Consider the following 20,555-nt stretch of genomic DNA (forward strand, 5'->3'; position numbering starts at 1 on the left):
AATTTATAGATGTACCTTTTTAAAGGTATAATATTTAAAGCAAAAAAAATCCAGAATTTATTTAACAAATTCTGGATTTTTTTATGAGTTAATATACGTTATTCTACTTTGTCTTTTCCTTTTCCTTTGGTAATTTTTATGGTTAATTCATTGGTTTTTTTGTTTAAATCCATAAAAATTGTATCGCCTTCATTTAATTTAGAATTTACAATTTCTTCGGCCAAAGCATCTTCAATATATTTTTGAATTGCACGTTTTAGGGGTCTTGCACCATATTGTTTATCAAAACCTTTATCTGCAATATAATCTTTAGCTTCTTCTGTTAAATTAAGTTGGTAGCCTAAATCTTCAATTCGTTTAATTAATTTGCTTAATTCAATATCAATAATAGAATGAATATCTTCTCTCTCTAAAGCGTTAAATACAATAACATCATCAATCCTATTTAAAAACTCTGGTGCAAAAGATTTTTTTAAGGCATTTTCAATAACACTTTTGGCATTTGCATCAGCTTGTGCAACTTTTGCAGCTGTACCAAAACCTACACCTGCACCAAAATCTTTTAATTGACGAGAACCAATATTAGAAGTCATGATAATTATGGTATTTCTAAAGTCAATTCTTCTTCCAAGACTATCAGTAATATGACCATCATCTAAAATTTGAAGTAGCATATTAAAAACATCAGGGTGTGCTTTTTCAATTTCATCAAACAATACCACTGCGTATGGTTTACGTCTAATTTTTTCAGTAAGTTGCCCTCCTTCTTCATAACCAACATAACCAGGAGGCGCTCCAATTAAACGAGATACCGCAAATTTTTCCATATATTCACTCATATCTATTCTAATCAAAGCATCTTCACTGTCAAAAAGTTCGGTAGCTAACACCTTGGCTAGTTGTGTTTTACCAACACCTGTTTGACCTAAAAAGATAAATGAGCCAATAGGTTTATTAGGATCTTTAAGTCCAACTCTATTGCGTTGAATGGCTTTGACAACTTTAGATACAGCTTCATCTTGCCCAATTACTTTTCCTTTAATTAAATTTGGAAGTTCATGTAATCTATGGCTTTCAGCTTCAGCAACTCTGTTTACAGGGATGCCAGTCATCATTGAAACTACTTCAGCAACATTATCTTCTGTAACAATTTCACGGTGTAATTTTGAAGCCTCTTCCCATTTTATTTGTTCTGCTAAAAGCAATCCTTCAACACGTTTTTCATCGTCTCTTAAGCGTGCGGCTTCTTCATATTTTTGACCGTTTACAGCAGCAGTTTTATCTTCTTTAATTTTTTCAAGTTGAGCTTCTAACTGTAAAACTTCTTTTGGAACTACAATATTTGTGATATGAATACGAGAACCAGCTTCGTCTAAAGCATCAATTGCTTTATCTGGTAAATAGCGGTCTGTCATGTATCTGTTGGTTAATTTAACACAAGCTTCAATGGCTTCATCTGTAAAATCAACGTTATGATGTTCTTCGTATTTTTCTTTTATATTATTTAATATTTGAATAGTTTCTTCAACAGAGGTTGGTTCTACAATTACCTTTTGAAAACGACGTTCTAAAGCACCGTCTTTTTCAATATTGGTTCTAAACTCATCTAGAGTTGTAGCTCCAATACATTGAATTTCACCACGTGCTAATGCTGGTTTTAACATGTTTGAAGCATCTAAAGAACCTGTTGCTCCTCCAGCTCCAACAATGGTATGAATTTCATCAATAAAAAGAATGATATCATCATTTTTTTCAAGTTCATTTACCAAGGCTTTCATGCGTTCTTCAAATTGTCCTCGGTATTTAGTTCCTGCAACTAAACTTGCTAAATCTAAAGAAACAATTCGTTTGTTGAATAAAATTCTGGATACTTTACGTTGATTTATTCTTAAAGCTAAACCTTCAGCAATAGCAGACTTTCCAACTCCAGGTTCACCAATTAAAATTGGATTATTCTTTTTTCTTCGACTTAAAATTTGTGAAACGCGTTCTATTTCTTTTTTTCTTCCTACAACAGGGTCTAACTTACCTTCTTCAGCTAAGCGTGTTAAATCTCTTCCAAAATTATCTAAAACAGGTGTTTTAGACTTCTTAGGGGGTGTTTGACCTGACTTAGGTTGTTCAAAAGGATTTGGCTTTGATGTATCAAAATCGTCATCCGATGTGTTTTCAGCTTTTGGTAAATCAATTTCTTCATCCATAAATAATAATTTAAATTCAGCTTTAACATTTTCATAAGTTGCATCAAAATTATTAAGCAACTTAGTTGTAGGATCATTTTCATTACGTAAAATACATAAAAGTAAATGTGCTGTATTTACAGATGCACTTCTATATAATTTAGCTTCTAAAAAAGTAGTTTTCAAAGCTTTTTCGGCTTGTCTTGTTAAATGTAAATTTTTCTTTTCATTGGTAAAAAAAGTAGCAGAGTTTAAAGGACTTAAACCTTCAATTTTTTTGCGTAAATGATCAAGATTTATATCTAATGAATTTAAAATTTCTATAGCTTTTCCATCTCCTTTACGCAACAACCCCAACATGAGGTGTTCCGTACCAATAAAATCATGTCCTAAACGTAAAGCTTCTTCTTTACTATAGGCTATTACATCTTTAACTTTTGGTGAAAAATTATCGTCCATTTCTATGAGTTTAATATGTAAATTTAACTGATTTTTTTCTTTTTGATGCACAAAAACAAGACCACTTTTTTATAAATCAGTAAAATTGTCATATATGATAGCTTAAAATTATTGAATACCAGTCATTTACAGTTGTTTGGTGTGTGTGTATTATTGTTAATAAAAAATATAAAAACTACCTGACAAATAGGTTGTAAAAAAGTGAAAAATTGTATATTGCTTTGTTAAAAAAAGACAACTAAAATAAATTAAAAAACATATGGCAGACGGAGAAAAACTGATACCAATTAACATTGAAGATGAAATGAAATCTGCATACATTGATTATTCAATGTCAGTAATTGTTTCAAGAGCATTACCAGATGTACGTGATGGTTTAAAACCAGTACATAGAAGAGTATTATATGGAATGCATGAATTAGGAATAAAAGCAACAGGATCTTATAAAAAATCGGCTAGAGTAGTTGGGGAAGTTTTAGGTAAGTACCATCCACATGGTGATACTTCAGTATATGATTCTATGGTACGAATGGCTCAGGATTGGAGCGTACGCTATATGATGGTAGATGGTCAAGGAAACTTTGGTTCTGTTGATGGTGATAGCCCTGCAGCAATGCGTTATACAGAGGTACGTATGCAAAAAATATCAGAAGAAATGTTATCTGATATTGAAAAGGATACCGTAGATCATAAATTAAATTTTGACGATACCTTAAATGAACCTACTGTTTTACCAACAAGAATTCCTAACTTATTAGTAAACGGAGCTTCAGGTATTGCAGTTGGAATGGCTACAAATATGGCTCCCCATAATTTAACTGAAGTTATAAATGGAACTTTAGCCTATATTGATAATAAAGAAATTGAAATTTCTGAATTAATGCAGTACATCAAAGCCCCAGATTTTCCAACAGGAGGAATCATTTATGGCTATGATGGAGTAAAAGAAGCCTTTGAAACAGGTAGAGGTCGAATAGTGATGAGAGCTAAAGCGACCATTGAGGAAGTAAATGGGCGCGAGTGTATTATTGTAACCGAAATTCCATATCAAGTTAACAAAGCAGAAATGATTAAAAAAACTGCTGAACTTGTAAATGAAAAAAAATTAGAAGGCATTGCCAATATTAGAGATGAATCGGATAGAAATGGAATGCGTGTTGTATATGTACTTAAGCGTGACGCCATACCTAATATTGTTTTAAATAAATTATACAAATACACAGCACTACAAACCTCTTTTAGTGTTAATAATATTGCTTTAGTTAATGGTCGTCCACAACAATTAAACCTAAAACAACTAATTCATTACTTTGTTGAACACAGACATGAAGTAATTGTAAGAAGAACTGAATTTGAGCTTAAAAAAGCAGAAGCAAGAGCACATATTTTAGAAGGATTAATAATTGCAAGTGACAATATTGATGAAGTAATTAAAATTATCAGAGCATCTTCCAATGCTGATGAAGCAAGAGATAGTTTAATAACTCGTTTTGAATTAACTGAAATTCAGGCAAAAGCAATTGTAGAAATGCGTTTGCGTCAGTTAACAGGATTAGAGCAAGACAAATTAAGAGCTGAATACGATGAAATCATAAAATTAATTGCCGATTTAAAAGATATCCTAGGTGATGAATCAAGACGTTATCAAATTATTAAAGATGAATTAATTGCAATTAAAGATAAGTATGGTGATGAAAGAAGATCTGTTATAGAATACGCAGGTGGAGATTTATCTATTGAAGATATGATTCCTAACTCTCAAGTAGTAGTTACCATTTCACATGCTGGATATGTTAAACGTACCAACTTAGATGAATATAAAGTTCAAAATAGAGGAGGTAGAGGTCAAAAAGGAGCTACCACTAGAAATGAAGATTTTCTAGAACATTTATTTGTTGGAACCAACCATCAATATATGTTATTCTTTACTCAGAAAGGAAAAGTGTTTTGGATGCGTGTTTATGAAATTCCTGAAGGAGGTAAAAATTCTAAAGGAAGAGCCATTCAAAACCTTATCAATATAGAACAAGATGATAAAGTAAAAGCTTTCTTAGTTACTGAAGATTTGAAAGATGAAGACTATATAAATAACCATTATATTATTATGGCAACTAAAGGAGGTCAAGTTAAAAAAACTTCTTTAGAACAATATTCTCGTCCTAGAACAAATGGTATTAATGCAATTACTATTAAAGATAATGATGAATTACTTGAAGCTAAATTAACAACAGGAAATAGTCAAGTAATGTTAGCATTAAAGTCTGGTAAAGCTATTCGATTTGAAGAAAGCAAAACTAGACCAATGGGAAGAAATGCTTCAGGTGTAAGAGGTATTACCTTAGGAAGTGACAATGATGAAGTGATTGGAATGATTGCTGTTGATGATAATGAAAGTAATATTTTGGTAGTTTCTGAAAATGGGTATGGAAAGCGTTCAAGCCTAGAGGATTATAGAATTACAAATAGAGGTGGTAAAGGAGTAAAAACAATTAATATTACTGAAAAAACAGGTGATTTAGTTGCTATAAAAAATGTTACAGATGATGACGATTTAATGATTATAAACAAATCTGGAATTGCAATTAGATTGGCTGTGTCAGATTTACGTATTATGGGAAGAGCAACTCAAGGAGTTAAACTTATTAATATAAAAGATAATGATTCTATTGCAGCTGTAGCAAAAGTAATGCACGAAGACGAAGAAGAATTTGATGAAACTGAAAATGGCACGGAAATTGAAAATAATAATGAAGAGAATACAAATCAAGAATAAAATAAATAAAATGAAGAAACAAATATTAATACTGTCTGCTTTTTTATTAAGTATGACTGTTTTCGGACAAAAGAATGAACTTAAAACTGCAGAAAAGGCAATTAAATCAAATGACTTTACTGCTGCTATGTCGGCTATAAATCAAGCTGAAGGGTTGATTGCCAATGCTGATGAAAAAACTAAAGCAAAATACTATTATTTAAGAGGTTTAGCATTGTACCAAAATGGTTCAAATCAAGCTGATTATGAAAAAGTAGGAGCTGCTTTTAATAAGTTAATTAGTTATGAAAAAGAAATTAACAAAGCAAAATATACCAACGAAGTTGCTGGTTTAATCAATACCTTAACATCTAATATTGCTACAGCAGCATCGTCAGATTATCAAAACGCTGTTACTACCAAGGCTCCTGAAGACTATTTAAAAGCTGCAAAAGGATTTGCTCAAGTATATGCATTAAGTCCAAATGATACCGTATTTTTAGATAACGCGGCACTACTTTACTATTTTGGGGAAGATTATGATACTTCTATAAAATCGTATCAAAAACTTTTAGATTTAAATTACACAGGTATTGCTACAGAGTATATTGCAACTAACAAGTCTGATGGTAAAGACGTTACATATGCAGATAAAAAAGCAATGGATTTGCAAGTAAAATTAGGTTTAGCTGAAAATCCAAGAGAGGAGAAAAAAGAATCTAAAAGAGATATGATGTTTAAATATTTATCTCAAAATTATGTAAAATTAGGAGACACAGACAAAGCTCTTGAAATTATTGCCAAAGGAAGAGAAGAATTTCCAAGTAGTTACTCTTTATTAATTGATGAAGCTAACATTCATTATCAAAAAGGAGATGAAGAAATGTTTAAGCAACGTTTAGAGGAAGCTATTGAGCTAAACCCAACTGAACCTACATTATATTACAACGTTGGTGTAATGAATATGAATCAGAAAAAAGTAGATGAGGCGATTAAATATTTTGAAAAAGCAATTGAATTAAAACCTGATTATGCTGATGCTTACAATAATATTGGAGCAGCTATTATTGATAAAGCTAATCCAATTATTGAAGAAATGAATAAAAGTTTATCCGACTTTGCTAAATATGATAAATTACAAGCAGAACAATTAGAGATATATAAGAAAGCAGTTCCTTATTATGAAAAAGCTTTTGAATTGAATAAAACTAATATTGGAGTTGTTACAACATTAATGGGTTTATATGAAAACCTTGAAATGACGGATAAACTAAATGAAATTAGACCAGTTTATGAAGAATTGAAGCAATAAACTTAATATTGTTATATAATAAAAAAGCTCACTTTTAAGTGAGCTTTTTTATTATATAATCTTTTTTATAACTCTTAATTTATGAGTATGTCTTTTTGTGTCAATATTAAAAATACCGCTATGATCTATTCTATCAATTCGAACTTTTCCATATGCATGAATGATATAATTATCTTTCATAATAATTCCAACATGAGTAATAATACCTTCATTGTTATCAAAAAAAGCTAAATCACCTGGTTCACTTTCTTCAATAAAGCTTAAAACTTCGCCTTGAGTAGCTTGTTGCGATGCTTCACGTAGTAATTTATATCCACAAAGTTTATAAACCATTTGTGTAAATCCGGAGCAATCAATTCCAAAAGGAGTTTTACCACCCCATAAATAAGGGGTATTTATATATTTTTGGGCAAATTTAACAATGTTTTCTTTGGCTTTTTTCTTAGAATGAACACAACCTTCATAAATAAAATTAGATTGATTAATTTGTAATTTTTGATTAGAGTAAAAAGGTAGGTTAGATCCTAAAATTACTGTAGAAAAATGATGGTTTTCATCTGTTGCAAAATCAATTAATTCACCAGCTAAAACAGTAGGCTCTTTCGCTATATTATTAAATGTCTCTTCAGAAATTTCTTGATATTGTTTATGATCAATCCATCCTTCATATTTATCAAAAGTAAGACGTATTTTACTCCAATGTTTACGTATTTCTAAAATTTTAAAATAATCACCAAATAAAACCTGTGAAATCATTTCACTTGTATCGTCGGGGTCTATTCTAAGAGGCACAATACTTAAATTACAAATTCCGTAATTCATTTAAAATGTATTAAAATTATGAAATTCGTTCAATCACAATAGCACTTGCTCCACCGCCACCATTACAAATACCAGCAGCACCATATTTGGCATTATTTTGTTCTAAAATTGAAGTTAAAGCAATTACAATTCTTGCTCCAGACATCCCTAAAGGATGACCTAATGATACGGCTCCTCCATTAACATTTACTTTTTCAGGGTTCAATCCTAAGATTTTAATATTCGCTAATCCTACTACAGAAAAAGCTTCATTTAATTCAAAATAATCCACTTCATTTTGTGAGATTCCAGCTTTAGCTAATGCTTTTGGTAATGCCTTAGCAGGTGCCGTTGTAAACCATTCAGGTTCTTGAGCAGCATCTGCATATCCTTTAATTTTAGCTAATGGTTTTAAATTTAATTCGTTTGCTTTTTCTAAGCTCATAAGTACTAATGCTGCAGCTCCATCGTTCAAAGTAGAAGCATTTGCAGCTGTTACAGTACCTTCTTTATTAAAAGCTGGACGTAAAGTAGGAATTTTTTCTAAAATTACATTTTTATATTCTTCATCTTCAGAAAAGATTATTGGATCTCCTTTTCTTTGAGGGATTTCTACGGGTACTACTTCATTATTAAAGCTTCCTTTTGCCCAAGCATTAGCTGACCGTGTGTAAGATTCAATTGCAAAATTATCTTGATCTTCTCTAGTGAAATTGTACTCAGAAGCACATAAATCACCACAAGTTCCCATATGTTTTTTGTCGTATGCATCTGTTAAGCCATCAATTAATAAACCATCAACAACATTAATGTTTCCAAATTTGGTTGCTTTTCTTCCAGCAATATAGTGTGGAATGCTACTCATGTTTTCCATACCGCCAGCAACAACAATTTCAGCATCACCACTTTTAATCGCTTGAGCTGCAAACATAATAGCTTTCATTCCCGAAGAACAAACTTTGTTGATAGTTGTACATGGAACCGTTTTAGGAATTCCAGCAAAAATTGCAGCTTGTCGAGCAGGTGCTTGACCTAAACCAGCAGAAACAACATTTCCCATAAATACTTCATCAACAAGTTTTGTGTCTAAGTTTATTTTATCTAACGCCCCTTTTATAGCTATTGCTCCTAATTTTGGAGCCGAAATATTGGATAAACTTCCTAAAAAACTTCCTATAGGTGTTCTTGCTACAGAAACAATGACAACTTCTTTCATAATTTTATAAACTGTTTTTTCAAATGCGAATTTAGGCATTTTTAGACAATTTTTTAGTTTTTAAAATAGAGTTTATTATTTGTAATAATTATTACTTTCAAAAGCTAAAGGTTTTATAATTTTCATGAACTATTCAAAATCTGATTATTATGATTGAAAATGGCACATTTAAAAAACATTATATAGCAGTTATTGGAGGGTCAATTTCTGGTTCTGAAGCAGCAAGTTTGTTGGCTAAAAATGGGTTTAGAGTGGTTGTTTTTGAAATGAATAAATTACCGTATGGTAAAATTGAGGATGGTTTGCCAAATTGGCATTTTAAGTTAAGAGATAGGCAAATTGAAGAAATTGATAAGAAACTTAACCACCCAAACATCAGGTTTGTTCCAAATACAAAAATTGGAGATGATATTGATTTTTTAGATTTGGTAAACAACTGGGGTTTTTCTGCAATAATTTTAGCAAATGGTGCTTGGGTAGATAGGAAATTTCCTGTTAAAAATATGGAGAGATTTAGAGATAGAGAACTAATTTATCAAAATTCATTGATTAATTGGTTTAACCATAAACACGAGAGAAACTATTTAGGGAAAAATTATTTCATAAAAAATAATACAGTGGTTGTTGGTGGAGGCTTAGCTTCATTAGATGTAGTTAAAATTGTAATGATTGAATTGGTAAAAAAACAATTATACCTGAAAAAAGGAATTGATGTTGATTTATTTACCATAGAAAAAAAAGGAATTGATAGCGTTTTAAAAGAATATAATATTGACTTTGAGGAACTCAATATTGGTAAAGCCAAATTAGTATACAGAAGAACGGCAAGGGAAATGCCTTTAAAATCGTCAAATAGTGATAGTTTAGAAAGTATAGAGGCGGCTAAAAAAGTATCAGAAAAGTTGCTTAACAAATATGTTGAAAAATATTTATTTGAGTTTATTCCATTAAGTATTCCTTATGGTTTTACAGAAGAAAATGATAAATTAACAGATGTAATTTTTCAAAAAGTGAAGCTTAATAATCATAAAATTGTCCCAATTGAAAATAATTTTTTTGAAATAAAAACCAATTTGTTAATTTCATCAATAGGAAGTATTCCAGAGCAGATAAGTGGGTTAGAGTACGAGTATTCTTCATTAAAAATGAAGGGAAACGGAGATTACCATGTAGCAGGATTTGATAATGTATTTGCCATAGGAAACGCAGTAACTGGTAGAGGAAATATACAAGAATCTAAACTACATGGAAAGCATATGACTGAAGTAATTATAGACAAACATTTAACAGAAGATAAATTTGAAGAGTGGTTGATAAATCATAACAATCAAATAAAGGCAAAGGTGAAAGAACAACTAGCCTCTATTGTATTAGAAGTTAATGACTTTAAAATTCAACCAAAATCAATTATTCAACAAATTTTAAACAAAACCTCTCAAATACACAAAGCTCAAAGATATACTACTTATAAAGATTGGGTTAAAAAAAATATACCTATTAGGTTGGAAGAAACTTTAAAAAATACTTATTCTTGCAAACACTTATAAAATAATATTGTTATTTTTGAATTGCAAATAACAACTTCGTGAAAAAACTCATCAATAAATTACTTGTAAATCATTCCTTAATTTATAAGTTGTTTTTATACATAGCAACCATCATACTGGTAGTTTACTTATTTCCTAAAGGAGGTCAGTTTAAATATGAATTTCAAAAAGGAAAACCTTGGCAGTATGAAAATTACTATGCACCTTTTGATTTTGCAATCCAAAAAACGGAGACTGAAATAGAGAATGAAAAGCAGCAAATCACTCAAAATTCAAAACATTTTTTTGAATATAACGAAGAAATTGTTGAACGTGTAAAAAATGAAGTCACCCAAAAATCAACCGAAGTTTTTCAAAACTCAGAATTATCACAAGAAGAAAAACTTGATTTAAACACTAGAATAACAACAATACTTGCAACAATATACCAATATGGCTATATAGAAGCTTCAAGTGAATCGAAAATAGAGAAAGCAGCAATTACCTTACGCAAAGGAAATAAAATTGAGGAAATTCAGCCATATAAACTTTTTACTTCCTCACAAATATTAAATTTTCTGAATTCTAAAATTGGAACTCAACCCTATACTGAAGCGCAAAACCAGCTTCTCAATATTTTATATGATGCTATAAAGCCAAATGTAAGTTTTGATGAAGTTTTTACGCAAAAAACACTCGAAGAAAATTTAAATAAAATTTCATATACTAAAGGTTTGGTTTCAGAAAATGAACGAATTATTTTAAAAGGTGATATTGTAGAGGGTGAAAATTTAAGAGTATTAAATTCAATAAAAAATGAATTTGAATCTCAAATATGGAGTAAATCTAATTACAACTGGATTGTTTTTGGATACACTATTTTGGTTGCTCTCGCATTTTTAATGTTGTTTTTATTTTTAAGAAAATATAGGTTAGATATTTTTGAAAATAATAATAAAGTAACGTTTATTTTTTTCAATATTATTTTAATAGTTCTTTTAATAACCATTATTGTAAAATATGATGCACAATACGTATATGTAGCTCCAATTGTGATATTACCGCTAGTTTTAAAAGCTTTTTTTGATGCCCGTTTAGGACTGTTTTCACATGTTTTAACCGTGCTTTTGCTTGGGTTTATTGTACCTAATAGTTTTGAATTTATTTTTCTTCAAATTATAGCTGGTATTGTAACCATTTTAACCATTTCAGAATTGTACAAAAGAGCTAATTTATTTATTTCGGTATTACAAATTACCTTTGTGTATTTTATAGCTTATTTTGCTTTTTCAATAATTCAAGAAGGTAATGCAAGTAATTTAAATTGGGAGAAATTTTTATACTTTGCTTTAAATGGAGCTGCTACTTTATTTGTTTTACCTTTAATTTATATATTTGAAAGATTATTTGGATTAATTTCTGATGAATCATTAAAAGAGTTATCAAATACCAATTCTAAATTATTAAGAGAATTGGCAGAAAAAGCTCCTGGAACATTTCAACATTCATTACAAGTTGCCAATTTAGCTGAAGCATCCGCAAATGAGATCCATGCCAATGCCATGTTGGTTAGAACAGGAGCCTTATATCATGACATAGGAAAAATGGATAATCCTATGTACTTTACAGAAAATCAATCTACTAATGTAAATCCTCATAATGAACTAACGCCTAGAGACAGTGCTCATATAATTATAAACCATATTATAAAGGGAGTTGAATTAGCTAAAAAACATCATTTACCAGATAGAATTATTGACTTTATTAGAACCCACCATGGAACCTCGTTAGTTTATTATTTTTATAAAAAGGAAGAAGAATATACTGGAGAAGATGTAGATGAATCTTATTTTCAATATCCAGGTCCAATTCCTTTTTCAAAGGAAACAGCTATTTTAATGATGTGTGATGCTGTAGAAGCCGCTTCTAAAAGCATTAAAGAGCCAACAGCACAAGCATTTGATGCTTTAGTGGAAAAAATCGTAAATAAACAAATGGAAGATGGGCAATTTATGAATGCAGATATTACATTTAAGGAACTACAAATAATTAAAAAGGTGTTAAAGAAGAAGTTAAAGAATATTTATCATTTACGAATTGAATATCCTGAATAAAATTGTATAAAATTTATGTAAAAAAAGTAAAAAAATGTTGTTTAAATGTAATTGTAATGTTACATTTGCACTCGCAAAAATAAGTTCATACACATATTTTAGGAGAGGTGCCAGAGTGGTAATGGAGCAGATTGCTAATCTGTCAACGCGTAAGTGTTGCCAGGGTTCGAATCCCTGTCTCTCCGCAAAAATTTAAAGAAATACTTCGGGGTGTAGCGTAGCCCGGTTATCGCGCCGCGTTTGGGACGCGGAGGTCGCAGGTTCGAATCCTGCCACCCCGACTACTTTAAATTTTAATATTTAAGAATTTAACTAATTCTGATGGTCGCGTAGCTCAGCTGGATAGAGCATCTGCCTTCTAAGCAGACGGTCACAGGTTCGAATCCTGTCGCGATCACAAAAAACCTTTATAATCAATTGATTTTAAAGGTTTTTTTGTTTATTAAGGAACAGTTTTGGGGACTTAATATTTTTGATATTTATATCAATTCTAAATAACCATTTAGTTTTTTTCTTTCTGATATTCGTTATTTTTCAGAATAATAAAACCTTCTTTTAACTTATTTATTTTTTATACGTATTTACATATAATTTATTATACTTGTTTAATATTATATTTAATTGCATATAATGAAATCATTACAAGAGTTTGTTAAAGAGCGTAGGAAAGAAGTTCACTTGACTCAAGAAGAGTTTGCAGAAAGGGCAGGAGTTGCCTTAACGGTTGTTCGGAAAATAGAACAAGGGAAAAACAATTTAAATTTAGAAAAAGTAAATTTAGTATTAAAAATGTTCGGGCATGTATTAACTCTGGTAGATGAGCGCTTACTTAATTCAAATATAGGTTATGATGAGAAAAGCTAAAATCTATTATAATAACATTTTGGCAGGAGTTTTAACAGAAACCAATGATGGTGATTATACTTTTCAATATGATACAAATTATATAAGTAAGTACCCCAATCAATTTATCACATTTACAATGCCGATCAGTGATAAAGTATATAGAGACAAAAGGCTATTTCCTTTTTTTGAGGGGTTAATTCCAGAAGGTTACCCATTGTCGCGATTAGAAATTTAATTCCACGATTACTTTTTGATACGGGTTCCACGGTTGTAGAAACTGCAATTCCCTTTAAAACATTACAGACAAGTTGACGCATTGCAGCTGTAAGTTGTTCATCCATTTTACCATTGATAACAAGATGATGGTTTCAGAGTCTTTAAACTCAAGGGATTGGTAGGGGAGCAGTTTATAGGTCGCCAAGGGTGGCTGTGAGGTGTACAGGAGTCTACAGAAACGAAAATATAGGTACTATTACAGTTTCTACATATGTAATGCTTTGGCTGGACTCATGAACCGACAATACAATATTGAAGATTTAGGTGACCATAGCGACGGGGGCACATCTCTTTCCATTCCGAATAGGGAAGTTTAAGCCTGTTTGCACCGATGGTACTACCACACCAGGTAGGGAGCCTAGACACTGCCTTCCTCGAAGCCCGATACATCAGTATCGGGCTTTTTTATTCCTACATGTCATAGGCCCTGAAATAATAGATTGCATCCGAAGGAAGGGAAGAAATTACCGTATGTCTGTGGTTTTTGAACCAAGAAACATCTAAGCCCCTTTCATGTTCCAAGGGATATTTTCCAATTACTTCGGTTTTGACCAAGTTCCAACCAGGTTTAAAATGTAGATCATAGTTCACGTTGGTTTTAACATCAAGTGAGTTTGTCCCATCTTTATAAACTTTTCCACTCCATTCTTGATCCATGACCAATGCACAATTTTCATTGGCATATGCCCAATACAAAATATAGCCTTCGTCACCGGAATCGATACCACTTTGAGTAGTCAGGTTTTTGGTCACCCTAACCGAATTCCCTATGGTTAAGTTGCCTAGTGTTTTCCCATCTTTCATGATCAATAAAGCTGTATTGGTTATAAACCCTGTTTTCTTATTGGTATAATTAATGGGGCTGTTCCCATAAATGTCAAAAAACAGGCCCTGAGGTCCCATTTGTCTTTCAAATGTGGTTTTTGTGTTGACCGAAGAAGGTAAATTGAATATAATGCTCCCATCTTCCTTAATGGAACCAATTTTGAAAGTCTGCAACCTTACACCTTTATACGTCATCACAATATCTACAACACCTCTGGACCAACCGTTGAACTTTCCTTGGGTACTTGCCAGAGTGTTTTGCCAATACCAATCGTCCGCGTTGTTTTTATTTGAGGTTGACTTGGTTTCATTCGCGGTTGCATATTTGGCATTCATGGAATCTTACATTTTTTGCATCTCCTGTATTTTCTGCATCATTTCCTTCATTTGAGGTGAATTCATGACGCTGTCCTGTTTGCGCATTAATTCTTCCATCTGTTTTTTCTGTTTTTTGGGCGTTTGGGCAGTACCCATATATCCAATAAAGGAAATGGATACTAAGACTATTGTTTTAATAAAAATTTTCATAATCTGTTGTTTAGTTTTTACTTCCAATGTTATTATATAAGGTTGTAATTGATTTTGTGTGAAATTAATTTTCATAGTTTTAGTGTTTAATAGTTAATATTTATTCATTAATTGATTCGACAATAGGTTTGGAATGAGCTTTTAATATTCAGGAACAAGAAACTGAAAATCCTGCGATAAGTTTTTCAATGGTGCTGTTCCACGGAGAAGCTGCATTGATATTTTCAAGAGTACTTATGGCAGTGCCGATTCTCCCCATGCTGGAATAAAGGATTTCTTTGTAAACATCGCATGCTAAAGCTCTCAGGGCTTCGTTTATTTTTTCATCCATACCACCCGCATCCATTATTATGAGGGCTTGTGAGGCCAAAACAGATAATTTTTTTAGTCAAATCAGTAAAAAATGTAATATAAATAAAGTTGTTGCCGGGTTAATTACAAACAGGCGCATTATTGCCCATAGCCGCGATTAGAAATTGAATTCCACCATTGCCTTTGGACAAGGACTTTTTTGCTCTGGAAACCATTATCGTCTTTAAAACATTACAGGCAAGTTGTTGCATTGCAGCTGTAAGTTGTTCGTCCATTTTTTCTGTTGACATCAAGATGATGTTTTCAGAGGCTATGGCTTATAACCGTACCAAGGTAAAACTATAGGCATCACCTTCCTTGAAAGCCCGACACCTATCGTATCGGGCTTTTTTTTGTAATGACTAAGATTATTATAGACCGTATAAGGGTAGGTTATTTTAACTTTAATACCACTTGCTGGCTTTTTTTATCAAACATTATAACAAATTGATCACCAGGAATGAATGAATCACCTGGAATGAATGTATCTCCCGGAATATAGGGTTTTTTTACATTGGCTGTAATAAGGGCATTCTGTAAGTCTATATTAAAACTCCGTGCACCTTTAAGCGGTAAAGATTTTGTCTTCCTTGTTGATCTTGCGCCATTCTTATATAGTTTACCGGAATAAAAGGTACTTTTTGGATATTTCCTTGCTAAGTTTTTAGCATTGCTTTTATCAAAAGGTATAATGTCCGTCAATTTTTTATTGGAATTATCTACTACCAACAATACGTCTTTTCCATTGGAAAGTTTGGTTTGGGCGTTAGCATTTGGGTTTACAGCCCATACCAATAGAATCAAAAAAATCATTGTTTTCATCGGTGTTTTCATAATTATATTATTTAAAAGTTAATATTTATTCATTATTAGGTTCAACATCAATTTTAGAATTGGACTTTTAATATTCAGGAACATGAAACTGAAAATCCTGCGATAAGTTTTTCAATGGTGCTGTTCCCCGGAGAAGCTGCATTGATATTTTCAAGAGTACTTATGGCAGTGCCGATTCTCCCCATGCTGGAATAAAGGATTTCTTTGTAAACATCGCATGCTAAAGCTCCCAGGGCTTCGTTTATTTTTTCATCCATACCACCCGCATCCATTATTATGAGGGCTTGTGAGGCCAAAGCATATAACTTGACAAGGGTAATACTATATGTAGCAACTATTCCAATGGGCATGGTGCCAATTCCCGTCATCGTCATACCAAGGTTCATTCTGGCAACCAATTTTGAATATTCCTGTACAACGACCTGTAACGCCTTCAGCTGTTCTTCTGTAGTGCTGCCTCCTCCTCCCGTTTCGTCGGGCAATATGCCATAGAGTTCTCCATTCGTACGGTCTATCTTCCAAATAGATTTTGTCTGTAGTGTGGTATCTACAAATTTCAATTCCGAACGGCCCAGTAGAATAGAGTAATAGTGAAGAAAGTTTTCCTTATAGGCCTTTTTTACAAATTGTTCATCACTTCCGCTATCCATGTTCAATAGTAAGGGTTTTCCTTTCAAATGGGAATAAGCACTATCATCAAACATATGACCCTCCAAAATGGCCAGTTGTGCCGTTTTTTTAAGGGTTTCCCTAAAACCTCCCTCTCCACTCCGTGTTACCGAGAGATATTCTGAGGTGGGCAGATAATCGAAGGATATTCTAGTTTTTTTATTGTAATAGCCCGGTATGACCTTTATAATGCATGTTCTAAATCCTTTGGGGTAGGTAATGGCTTTTTCTGTGACCTGATCTTGTAAAGGCTGCATCATGGACAATAGAATCTGAGGATAACTTAAAGTACCCTTGCTCAATTCCTCCAGAGCCTTGGGTATGTTGTTGTCCTGATATGCCTCAAACCATCCCCGATTACTCATCAATGTCTGTAAGTATTCGGTAAGTTGGAGCGAAAGGGTGGGAGCTTCCCGTTCAAAGGACATGACTAGACCGCCTAACAACGTTTCGTGCACTTCATGTATCATTTGACGGTTAGGTTTTATGTGGGCTCCGTTGCGGTCCAAATGGGGTTCATACCCGGCCAACACTCTTTTAATTGTACCCATACCTTTTCCCTTGATGGTCAGGTAGAGCCCGATCATACGGTTTCCCAGAACATTATCGTTCATAGGGAAGTTATAAGGAAGTTCAATCTGGTGCTCGGTCCCTTTGATTTTTACGATGAGCTTGTGATCTTTATCCTCTTCAAAAGAATTGTAGGTGAGTACATAAGTGGGAAAACTTAACTGATCTACGTATTTTTTAATTTCTGCAATGGTCGTTTCCTGATCATCCGCAGCTATTTCCGTAAAGTCTATATTTTCCCTTAAACGCTTATAATGTATTTCTTTGTTATATACATTCAGCAGGATGGCTGGTGGTCCGGCATTATATATGGACTCATATGAGGCATCGTACTCATCACTGTTCTCTCCGTCCGTAGCATAAAGAATCAAATCAGCATCAAATTGCTTTCCATTTAATAAGGAGGTATAGAGTGTTGAATCTGTTTCTTGTAGGAATACTTGGGCCGAAGGGTAAGCTTCCCGTATCATCCCCTCGGTTTGTGTCAAAAACTCCTTGATGCCATCTCCCCGATATGCTTTAGGCATACTACCGGAGGTATCGTACATCAAAAGTATTTTTGGTGAAATGGAGTTTTGTTTCATCCAACCTACAATGGGTTGCCCATTGTCCACAAGCTCAAAATTGCCTATGGAAAGCCCCCCGACAATATTTCCCTCGGCATCTTTTGGTTCCAGCTCCAGTCTCACCTTTGGAAAAGCTTGCGGATAAACCTTTCCTTCCAATGAACGAATATTGTTTAAGGCCACCGTCAACTCCTCTTCGGACTGTACGATCGGTGTGTAGCGTTCCAATACTTTTTCGCCCTCCAAAGTAATGGGCTCGCCCAAAAAGGAGCGTTTCTCTACATAGCTAACATCTTTATGGATATCCTGAAGAGCCAAACACGGGGTAAAATTGGATATTTGGGAAACTGATTTTGTGGCCTGGTCCCCGAACGTCATATTGTTCAGAAATTGTACCTGTAGCTGATTGCCCAATAATTCTGATAATTTCCAAGTTCCTGAAACCAATGTGGTTTCGTTCCATTTATCCATAACGTTCCTGCAAGAGAGGGTAGCTGTAATGTCCTGTTCTTTAGGTTCCTTAAATTCCCTGGCGTCTTTGATCTCTTTATTTTCATTGGTAGGGTGCAGCTGGCCAAAGGGGACTTCGGGGTCAAATATGTGCGCATATTTTTCTTCTTCGTTTTCATAAAAGACCACCGAAGGAATGCCTTTTTCATCAAATCCTTGTTCGGTTGGTTTCTCACGGATATATTCTTCCTTGATCTGCCCCAATAGGTCATTGGCCAATGCCTCCGTTTTTTGTTGAAAATCCGGGATGGTTTCAAAGCTCCTGTTTGTTTCCGTAACGCCCAAAGCTTTATGCCATTTACGCATTTTACGGTTGGAAATGGGCGGGTCAAATTCCGGGATGTATTGTCTAAAAGTAATGTCCTTGACCTTGTCCAACGAAATAGTGGTGGTTTCCCAAACCACTTTGGCCTCAAAACCGGCTTCTACCAACATGTTTTTCAATATTTCGGCCTTTTCCCTAGGTGTGGCGAGTCCACAACGCAAAGCCATCTCGGTACCATACTGGGTTTCGGTAGCGATGTATTTATAAAAATCACGTTTGGATGGCAGTATTTGGAAACTGTCCCTTACGAATTCCGTCATGGCCTTAGGGTTTTTGGAGGCTACAAGCACTTTGCGCCGGCCGACCAAGTGATCCGGACTCTGCTCCAACATTTTGATCATATCTTCCCAAACCCCAAAGGGAGGTCTGCCCAAATCTTCGGTATTGCAGCTTTGAAAGAGCAAGGGCGATAGGTACAGTCCTGAACCGGCCAATACCAATTGTTTGAAAAAATCCCTGCGGGAGGCATTGGAAACGAATGGTGTACTATGGTCTTTCATACAGATAAGGTTGGTTGGATTAGTGAAGTTGTTCTAAATTCAAATCCTTTACGATTTGCTCCAATTCATCATGGCTCACTTCATAGGTTTCCACATCAACGGCAAATCGGTTGTTATAGAACATGGACAAGCTAAATTTACCGCTCTTAAGGGCGGATTCCTTTACTTTGAGTCCATTGAGAGTTGTGGTCTTGGTAGTGCCCCAGGAACCTTTTTCATCGTATTCTCTAGTGCTGGAAAACCGGTAGGTGCTCACGGCGTTGTTTCCCTTTTCGCCAGCGCCATCAATGACCATTACCCTTACCCTTCTATTGTTTACACTGTAGGTACCACCACAGGAACCCATTCCCGAAATCACGTTAATGGCGGAAGAGGTCAAGGGCATGCCCAACACCGTTTTGGGCATCCAAGCTTCAAACTGTTCTTTGGTAAGCGGTGTTTTATGAACCAGTGTTCTCTTATTGTCTTGGATGTCCTCAACTGTTTTGACCAAATCATTGGTGCTAGAGGTTTTTGGTTCTGTTTTATTATCTTCTTTACTCCCACAAGAAATAATTAGAAGCAAGACCATTGGAATAATGAATGATGATATAATGATTTTCATGGTAGTTGAAATTTTTATCCTTTGCTGCATGGTAAAGCGCTCATTGTATTACCGATATCCACACTTTCTTTTATGATGGCTAATGGGTGAAAATATGTGTTAAGCAAATACGAAATACGCTCGTGAGCACGAATCATATGTTTTCTTTTGTTTTTTTCTTTATCATTGGAAACGGTTAAACTCTCTTCGGCAAAAAGAAATTCGCGCAAGGTTTTCTGAAAATCTTCGTGTAGTTGGTTGTATCTTTTTCCATATTTGGGACTATTATTTAGACCATATTTTCGATCATCATGATCACTAATTAAATCATAATAATCCCCCAATACGATAACATATTCAGGACTATCGAAAATTGAACCTCCTAGGTTACCATCTCCAAGTATCAGATTGTACAGGCCTTCAGTACAGTATATTATGGTAGTTGATGAGGCAATAGCCATGAGTTGCATACCATACAAATCGTATTTTATTAGACAATCATCTGTCTTGTTGGTTTCCTTTTTCAGTTTCACGAAGTTTTCCTCATATTTGATCATCAGATAGATGCATTTTAATTCGGGAGAGTACATATCCAACGAACTTAAATCCGTTGCTAGATTTTTAAACTTCTTCTTGAGGTCATCTATGGCTTTATCGTCCGCCGCATGCTTGGCCTTATCCTTCGCCTCTCCAAAAAATTCCTGCGCTTCGCCCATGATGTCACCGAGGTTAAGTTCTTGTGCCTTTGTTCCGGTACTTATAAGCAGAAAGAGTATGGTGTAAACTAATATTTTTTTCATGTGTTACATTTT

The 20,555-nt window shown here is 33.6% G+C and carries 17 protein-coding genes, 3 tRNA genes and 1 rRNA gene; 10 read left to right on the forward strand and 11 right to left on the reverse strand.

What is annotated here, in order from left to right; all coding sequences use genetic code 11:
• Positions 1 to 98: 98 nt before the first annotated feature.
• Positions 99 to 2,639 carry an ATP-dependent Clp protease ATP-binding subunit gene (locus Q0714_RS08010; RefSeq protein ID WP_298264063.1) on the reverse strand — a complete coding sequence of 847 codons (2,541 nt, stop codon included), beginning with the start codon at positions 2,637 to 2,639 and terminating at the stop codon, positions 99 to 101.
• Positions 2,640 to 2,898: 259 nt separating this feature from the next.
• Between Q0714_RS08010 and gyrA the strand changes: the two genes are divergently transcribed.
• Both gyrA and Q0714_RS08020 read left to right on the forward strand, forming a co-directional pair.
• Positions 2,899 to 5,412 (forward strand): DNA gyrase subunit A, encoded by a 2,514-nt coding sequence (gene gyrA / locus Q0714_RS08015; protein ID WP_298264065.1) that lies wholly within the window; start codon positions 2,899 to 2,901, stop codon positions 5,410 to 5,412.
• Positions 5,413 to 5,422: 10 nt separating this feature from the next.
• A complete protein-coding gene (locus tag Q0714_RS08020) occupies positions 5,423 to 6,703 on the forward strand; it encodes a tetratricopeptide repeat protein (RefSeq protein ID WP_298264066.1) in 1,281 nt (426 codons plus the stop codon).
• Positions 6,704 to 6,754: 51 nt separating this feature from the next.
• Here the strand turns inward: Q0714_RS08020 and Q0714_RS08025 are convergent, their stop codons facing one another.
• Together Q0714_RS08025 and Q0714_RS08030 are read right to left on the reverse strand one after the other, a co-directional pair.
• Positions 6,755 to 7,525 carry a C40 family peptidase gene (locus Q0714_RS08025; protein WP_298264067.1) on the reverse strand — a complete coding sequence of 257 codons (771 nt, stop codon included), beginning with the start codon at positions 7,523 to 7,525 and terminating at the stop codon, positions 6,755 to 6,757.
• A gap of 16 nt (positions 7,526 to 7,541) precedes the next feature.
• Positions 7,542 to 8,720 carry an acetyl-CoA C-acyltransferase gene (locus tag Q0714_RS08030; protein WP_298264227.1) on the reverse strand — a complete coding sequence of 393 codons (1,179 nt, stop codon included), beginning with the start codon at positions 8,718 to 8,720 and terminating at the stop codon, positions 7,542 to 7,544.
• Between the two features lie 149 nt (positions 8,721 to 8,869).
• On the opposite strand from Q0714_RS08030, the gene Q0714_RS08035 reads away from it, so the two are divergent.
• The 8 genes from Q0714_RS08035 (at position 8,870) to rrf (ending at position 13,856) form a co-directional block, all read left to right on the forward strand.
• Positions 8,870 to 10,267, forward strand: a complete 1,398-nt coding sequence (locus Q0714_RS08035; protein WP_298264068.1) for an NAD(P)-binding protein — start codon at positions 8,870 to 8,872, stop codon at positions 10,265 to 10,267.
• A gap of 38 nt (positions 10,268 to 10,305) precedes the next feature.
• Positions 10,306 to 12,360, forward strand: a complete 2,055-nt coding sequence (locus tag Q0714_RS08040) for an HDIG domain-containing metalloprotein (RefSeq protein WP_298264070.1) — start codon at positions 10,306 to 10,308, stop codon at positions 12,358 to 12,360.
• 101 nt (positions 12,361 to 12,461) lie between these two features.
• Positions 12,462 to 12,545, forward strand: a tRNA-Ser gene (locus Q0714_RS08045).
• A gap of 21 nt (positions 12,546 to 12,566) precedes the next feature.
• Positions 12,567 to 12,641 (forward strand) — tRNA-Pro (locus tag Q0714_RS08050).
• 42 nt (positions 12,642 to 12,683) lie between these two features.
• Positions 12,684 to 12,757: transfer RNA gene (locus Q0714_RS08055), tRNA-Arg, on the forward strand.
• Positions 12,758 to 12,990: 233 nt separating this feature from the next.
• On the forward strand, positions 12,991 to 13,224 hold the full coding sequence (locus Q0714_RS08060) for a helix-turn-helix domain-containing protein (RefSeq protein ID WP_298264071.1): 234 nt from the start codon (positions 12,991 to 12,993) through the stop codon (positions 13,222 to 13,224).
• Positions 13,208 to 13,441, forward strand: a complete 234-nt coding sequence (locus Q0714_RS08065; RefSeq protein WP_298264073.1) for a HipA N-terminal domain-containing protein — start codon at positions 13,208 to 13,210, stop codon at positions 13,439 to 13,441. The genes Q0714_RS08060 and Q0714_RS08065 overlap by 17 nt, the downstream gene beginning before the upstream one ends.
• Positions 13,442 to 13,742: 301 nt before the next feature.
• Positions 13,743 to 13,856, forward strand: a 5S ribosomal RNA gene (gene rrf / locus Q0714_RS08070).
• A gap of 37 nt (positions 13,857 to 13,893) precedes the next feature.
• Here rrf and Q0714_RS08075 read toward each other — a convergent pair.
• From Q0714_RS08075 to Q0714_RS08110, 8 genes are all read right to left on the reverse strand, one after another.
• Positions 13,894 to 14,643: a hypothetical protein gene (locus Q0714_RS08075; RefSeq protein WP_298264074.1), complete on the reverse strand. Its 750-nt coding sequence runs from the start codon at positions 14,641 to 14,643 to the stop codon at positions 13,894 to 13,896.
• A gap of 6 nt (positions 14,644 to 14,649) precedes the next feature.
• Positions 14,650 to 14,910: a hypothetical protein gene (locus Q0714_RS08080; RefSeq protein ID WP_298264075.1), complete on the reverse strand. Its 261-nt coding sequence runs from the start codon at positions 14,908 to 14,910 to the stop codon at positions 14,650 to 14,652.
• Positions 14,911 to 14,983: 73 nt separating this feature from the next.
• On the reverse strand, positions 14,984 to 15,205 hold the full coding sequence (locus Q0714_RS08085; protein WP_298264077.1) for a hypothetical protein: 222 nt from the start codon (positions 15,203 to 15,205) through the stop codon (positions 14,984 to 14,986).
• Between the two features lie 61 nt (positions 15,206 to 15,266).
• Positions 15,267 to 15,437, reverse strand: coding sequence for a hypothetical protein (locus tag Q0714_RS08090; RefSeq protein ID WP_298264079.1), 171 nt, complete (start codon positions 15,435 to 15,437; stop codon positions 15,267 to 15,269).
• 142 nt (positions 15,438 to 15,579) lie between these two features.
• Complete coding sequence (locus Q0714_RS08095; protein ID WP_298264081.1) at positions 15,580 to 16,020, reverse strand: hypothetical protein; 441 nt, start codon at positions 16,018 to 16,020, stop codon at positions 15,580 to 15,582.
• 74 nt (positions 16,021 to 16,094) lie between these two features.
• Positions 16,095 to 19,160, reverse strand: a complete 3,066-nt coding sequence (locus tag Q0714_RS08100; protein WP_298264082.1) for a hypothetical protein — start codon at positions 19,158 to 19,160, stop codon at positions 16,095 to 16,097.
• Positions 19,161 to 19,179: 19 nt separating this feature from the next.
• Entirely contained in the window at positions 19,180 to 19,764 is a 585-nt protein-coding gene (locus Q0714_RS08105) for a hypothetical protein (RefSeq protein ID WP_298264084.1), read from the reverse strand.
• Positions 19,765 to 19,778: 14 nt separating this feature from the next.
• The gene (locus Q0714_RS08110; protein ID WP_298264086.1) at positions 19,779 to 20,543 is read right to left on the reverse strand and encodes a hypothetical protein; all 765 of its coding nucleotides are present in this window, start codon (positions 20,541 to 20,543) and stop codon (positions 19,779 to 19,781) included.
• Between the last annotated feature and the right edge of the window lie 12 nt (positions 20,544 to 20,555).

The organism is uncultured Lutibacter sp., assembly GCF_947493565.1.
GTDB lineage: Bacteria > Bacteroidota > Bacteroidia > Flavobacteriales > Flavobacteriaceae > Lutibacter > Lutibacter aestuarii.

Bases quoted from the DNA above. Each gene is read 5' to 3' on its own strand.
- Q0714_RS08010 (WP_298264063.1), bottom strand. From the start codon at position 2,639: ATGGACGATAATTTTTCACCAAAAGTTAAAGATGTAATAGCCTATAGT.
- gyrA (WP_298264065.1), top strand. From the start codon at position 2,899: ATGGCAGACGGAGAAAAACTGATACCAATTAACATTGAAGATGAAATG.
- Q0714_RS08020 (WP_298264066.1), top strand. From the start codon at position 5,423: ATGAAGAAACAAATATTAATACTGTCTGCTTTTTTATTAAGTATGACT.
- Q0714_RS08025 (WP_298264067.1), bottom strand. From the start codon at position 7,525: ATGAATTACGGAATTTGTAATTTAAGTATTGTGCCTCTTAGAATAGAC.
- Q0714_RS08030 (WP_298264227.1), bottom strand. From the start codon at position 8,720: ATGAAAGAAGTTGTCATTGTTTCTGTAGCAAGAACACCTATAGGAAGT.
- Q0714_RS08035 (WP_298264068.1), top strand. From the start codon at position 8,870: ATGATTGAAAATGGCACATTTAAAAAACATTATATAGCAGTTATTGGA.
- Q0714_RS08060 (WP_298264071.1), top strand. From the start codon at position 12,991: ATGAAATCATTACAAGAGTTTGTTAAAGAGCGTAGGAAAGAAGTTCAC.
- Q0714_RS08065 (WP_298264073.1), top strand. From the start codon at position 13,208: ATGATGAGAAAAGCTAAAATCTATTATAATAACATTTTGGCAGGAGTT.
- Q0714_RS08075 (WP_298264074.1), bottom strand. From the start codon at position 14,643: ATGAATGCCAAATATGCAACCGCGAATGAAACCAAGTCAACCTCAAAT.
- Q0714_RS08080 (WP_298264075.1), bottom strand. From the start codon at position 14,910: ATGAAAATTAATTTCACACAAAATCAATTACAACCTTATATAATAACA.
- Q0714_RS08090 (WP_298264079.1), bottom strand. From the start codon at position 15,437: ATGTCAACAGAAAAAATGGACGAACAACTTACAGCTGCAATGCAACAA.
- Q0714_RS08095 (WP_298264081.1), bottom strand. From the start codon at position 16,020: ATGAAAACACCGATGAAAACAATGATTTTTTTGATTCTATTGGTATGG.
- Q0714_RS08100 (WP_298264082.1), bottom strand. From the start codon at position 19,160: ATGAAAGACCATAGTACACCATTCGTTTCCAATGCCTCCCGCAGGGAT.
- Q0714_RS08105 (WP_298264084.1), bottom strand. From the start codon at position 19,764: ATGAAAATCATTATATCATCATTCATTATTCCAATGGTCTTGCTTCTA.
- Q0714_RS08110 (WP_298264086.1), bottom strand. From the start codon at position 20,543: ATGAAAAAAATATTAGTTTACACCATACTCTTTCTGCTTATAAGTACC.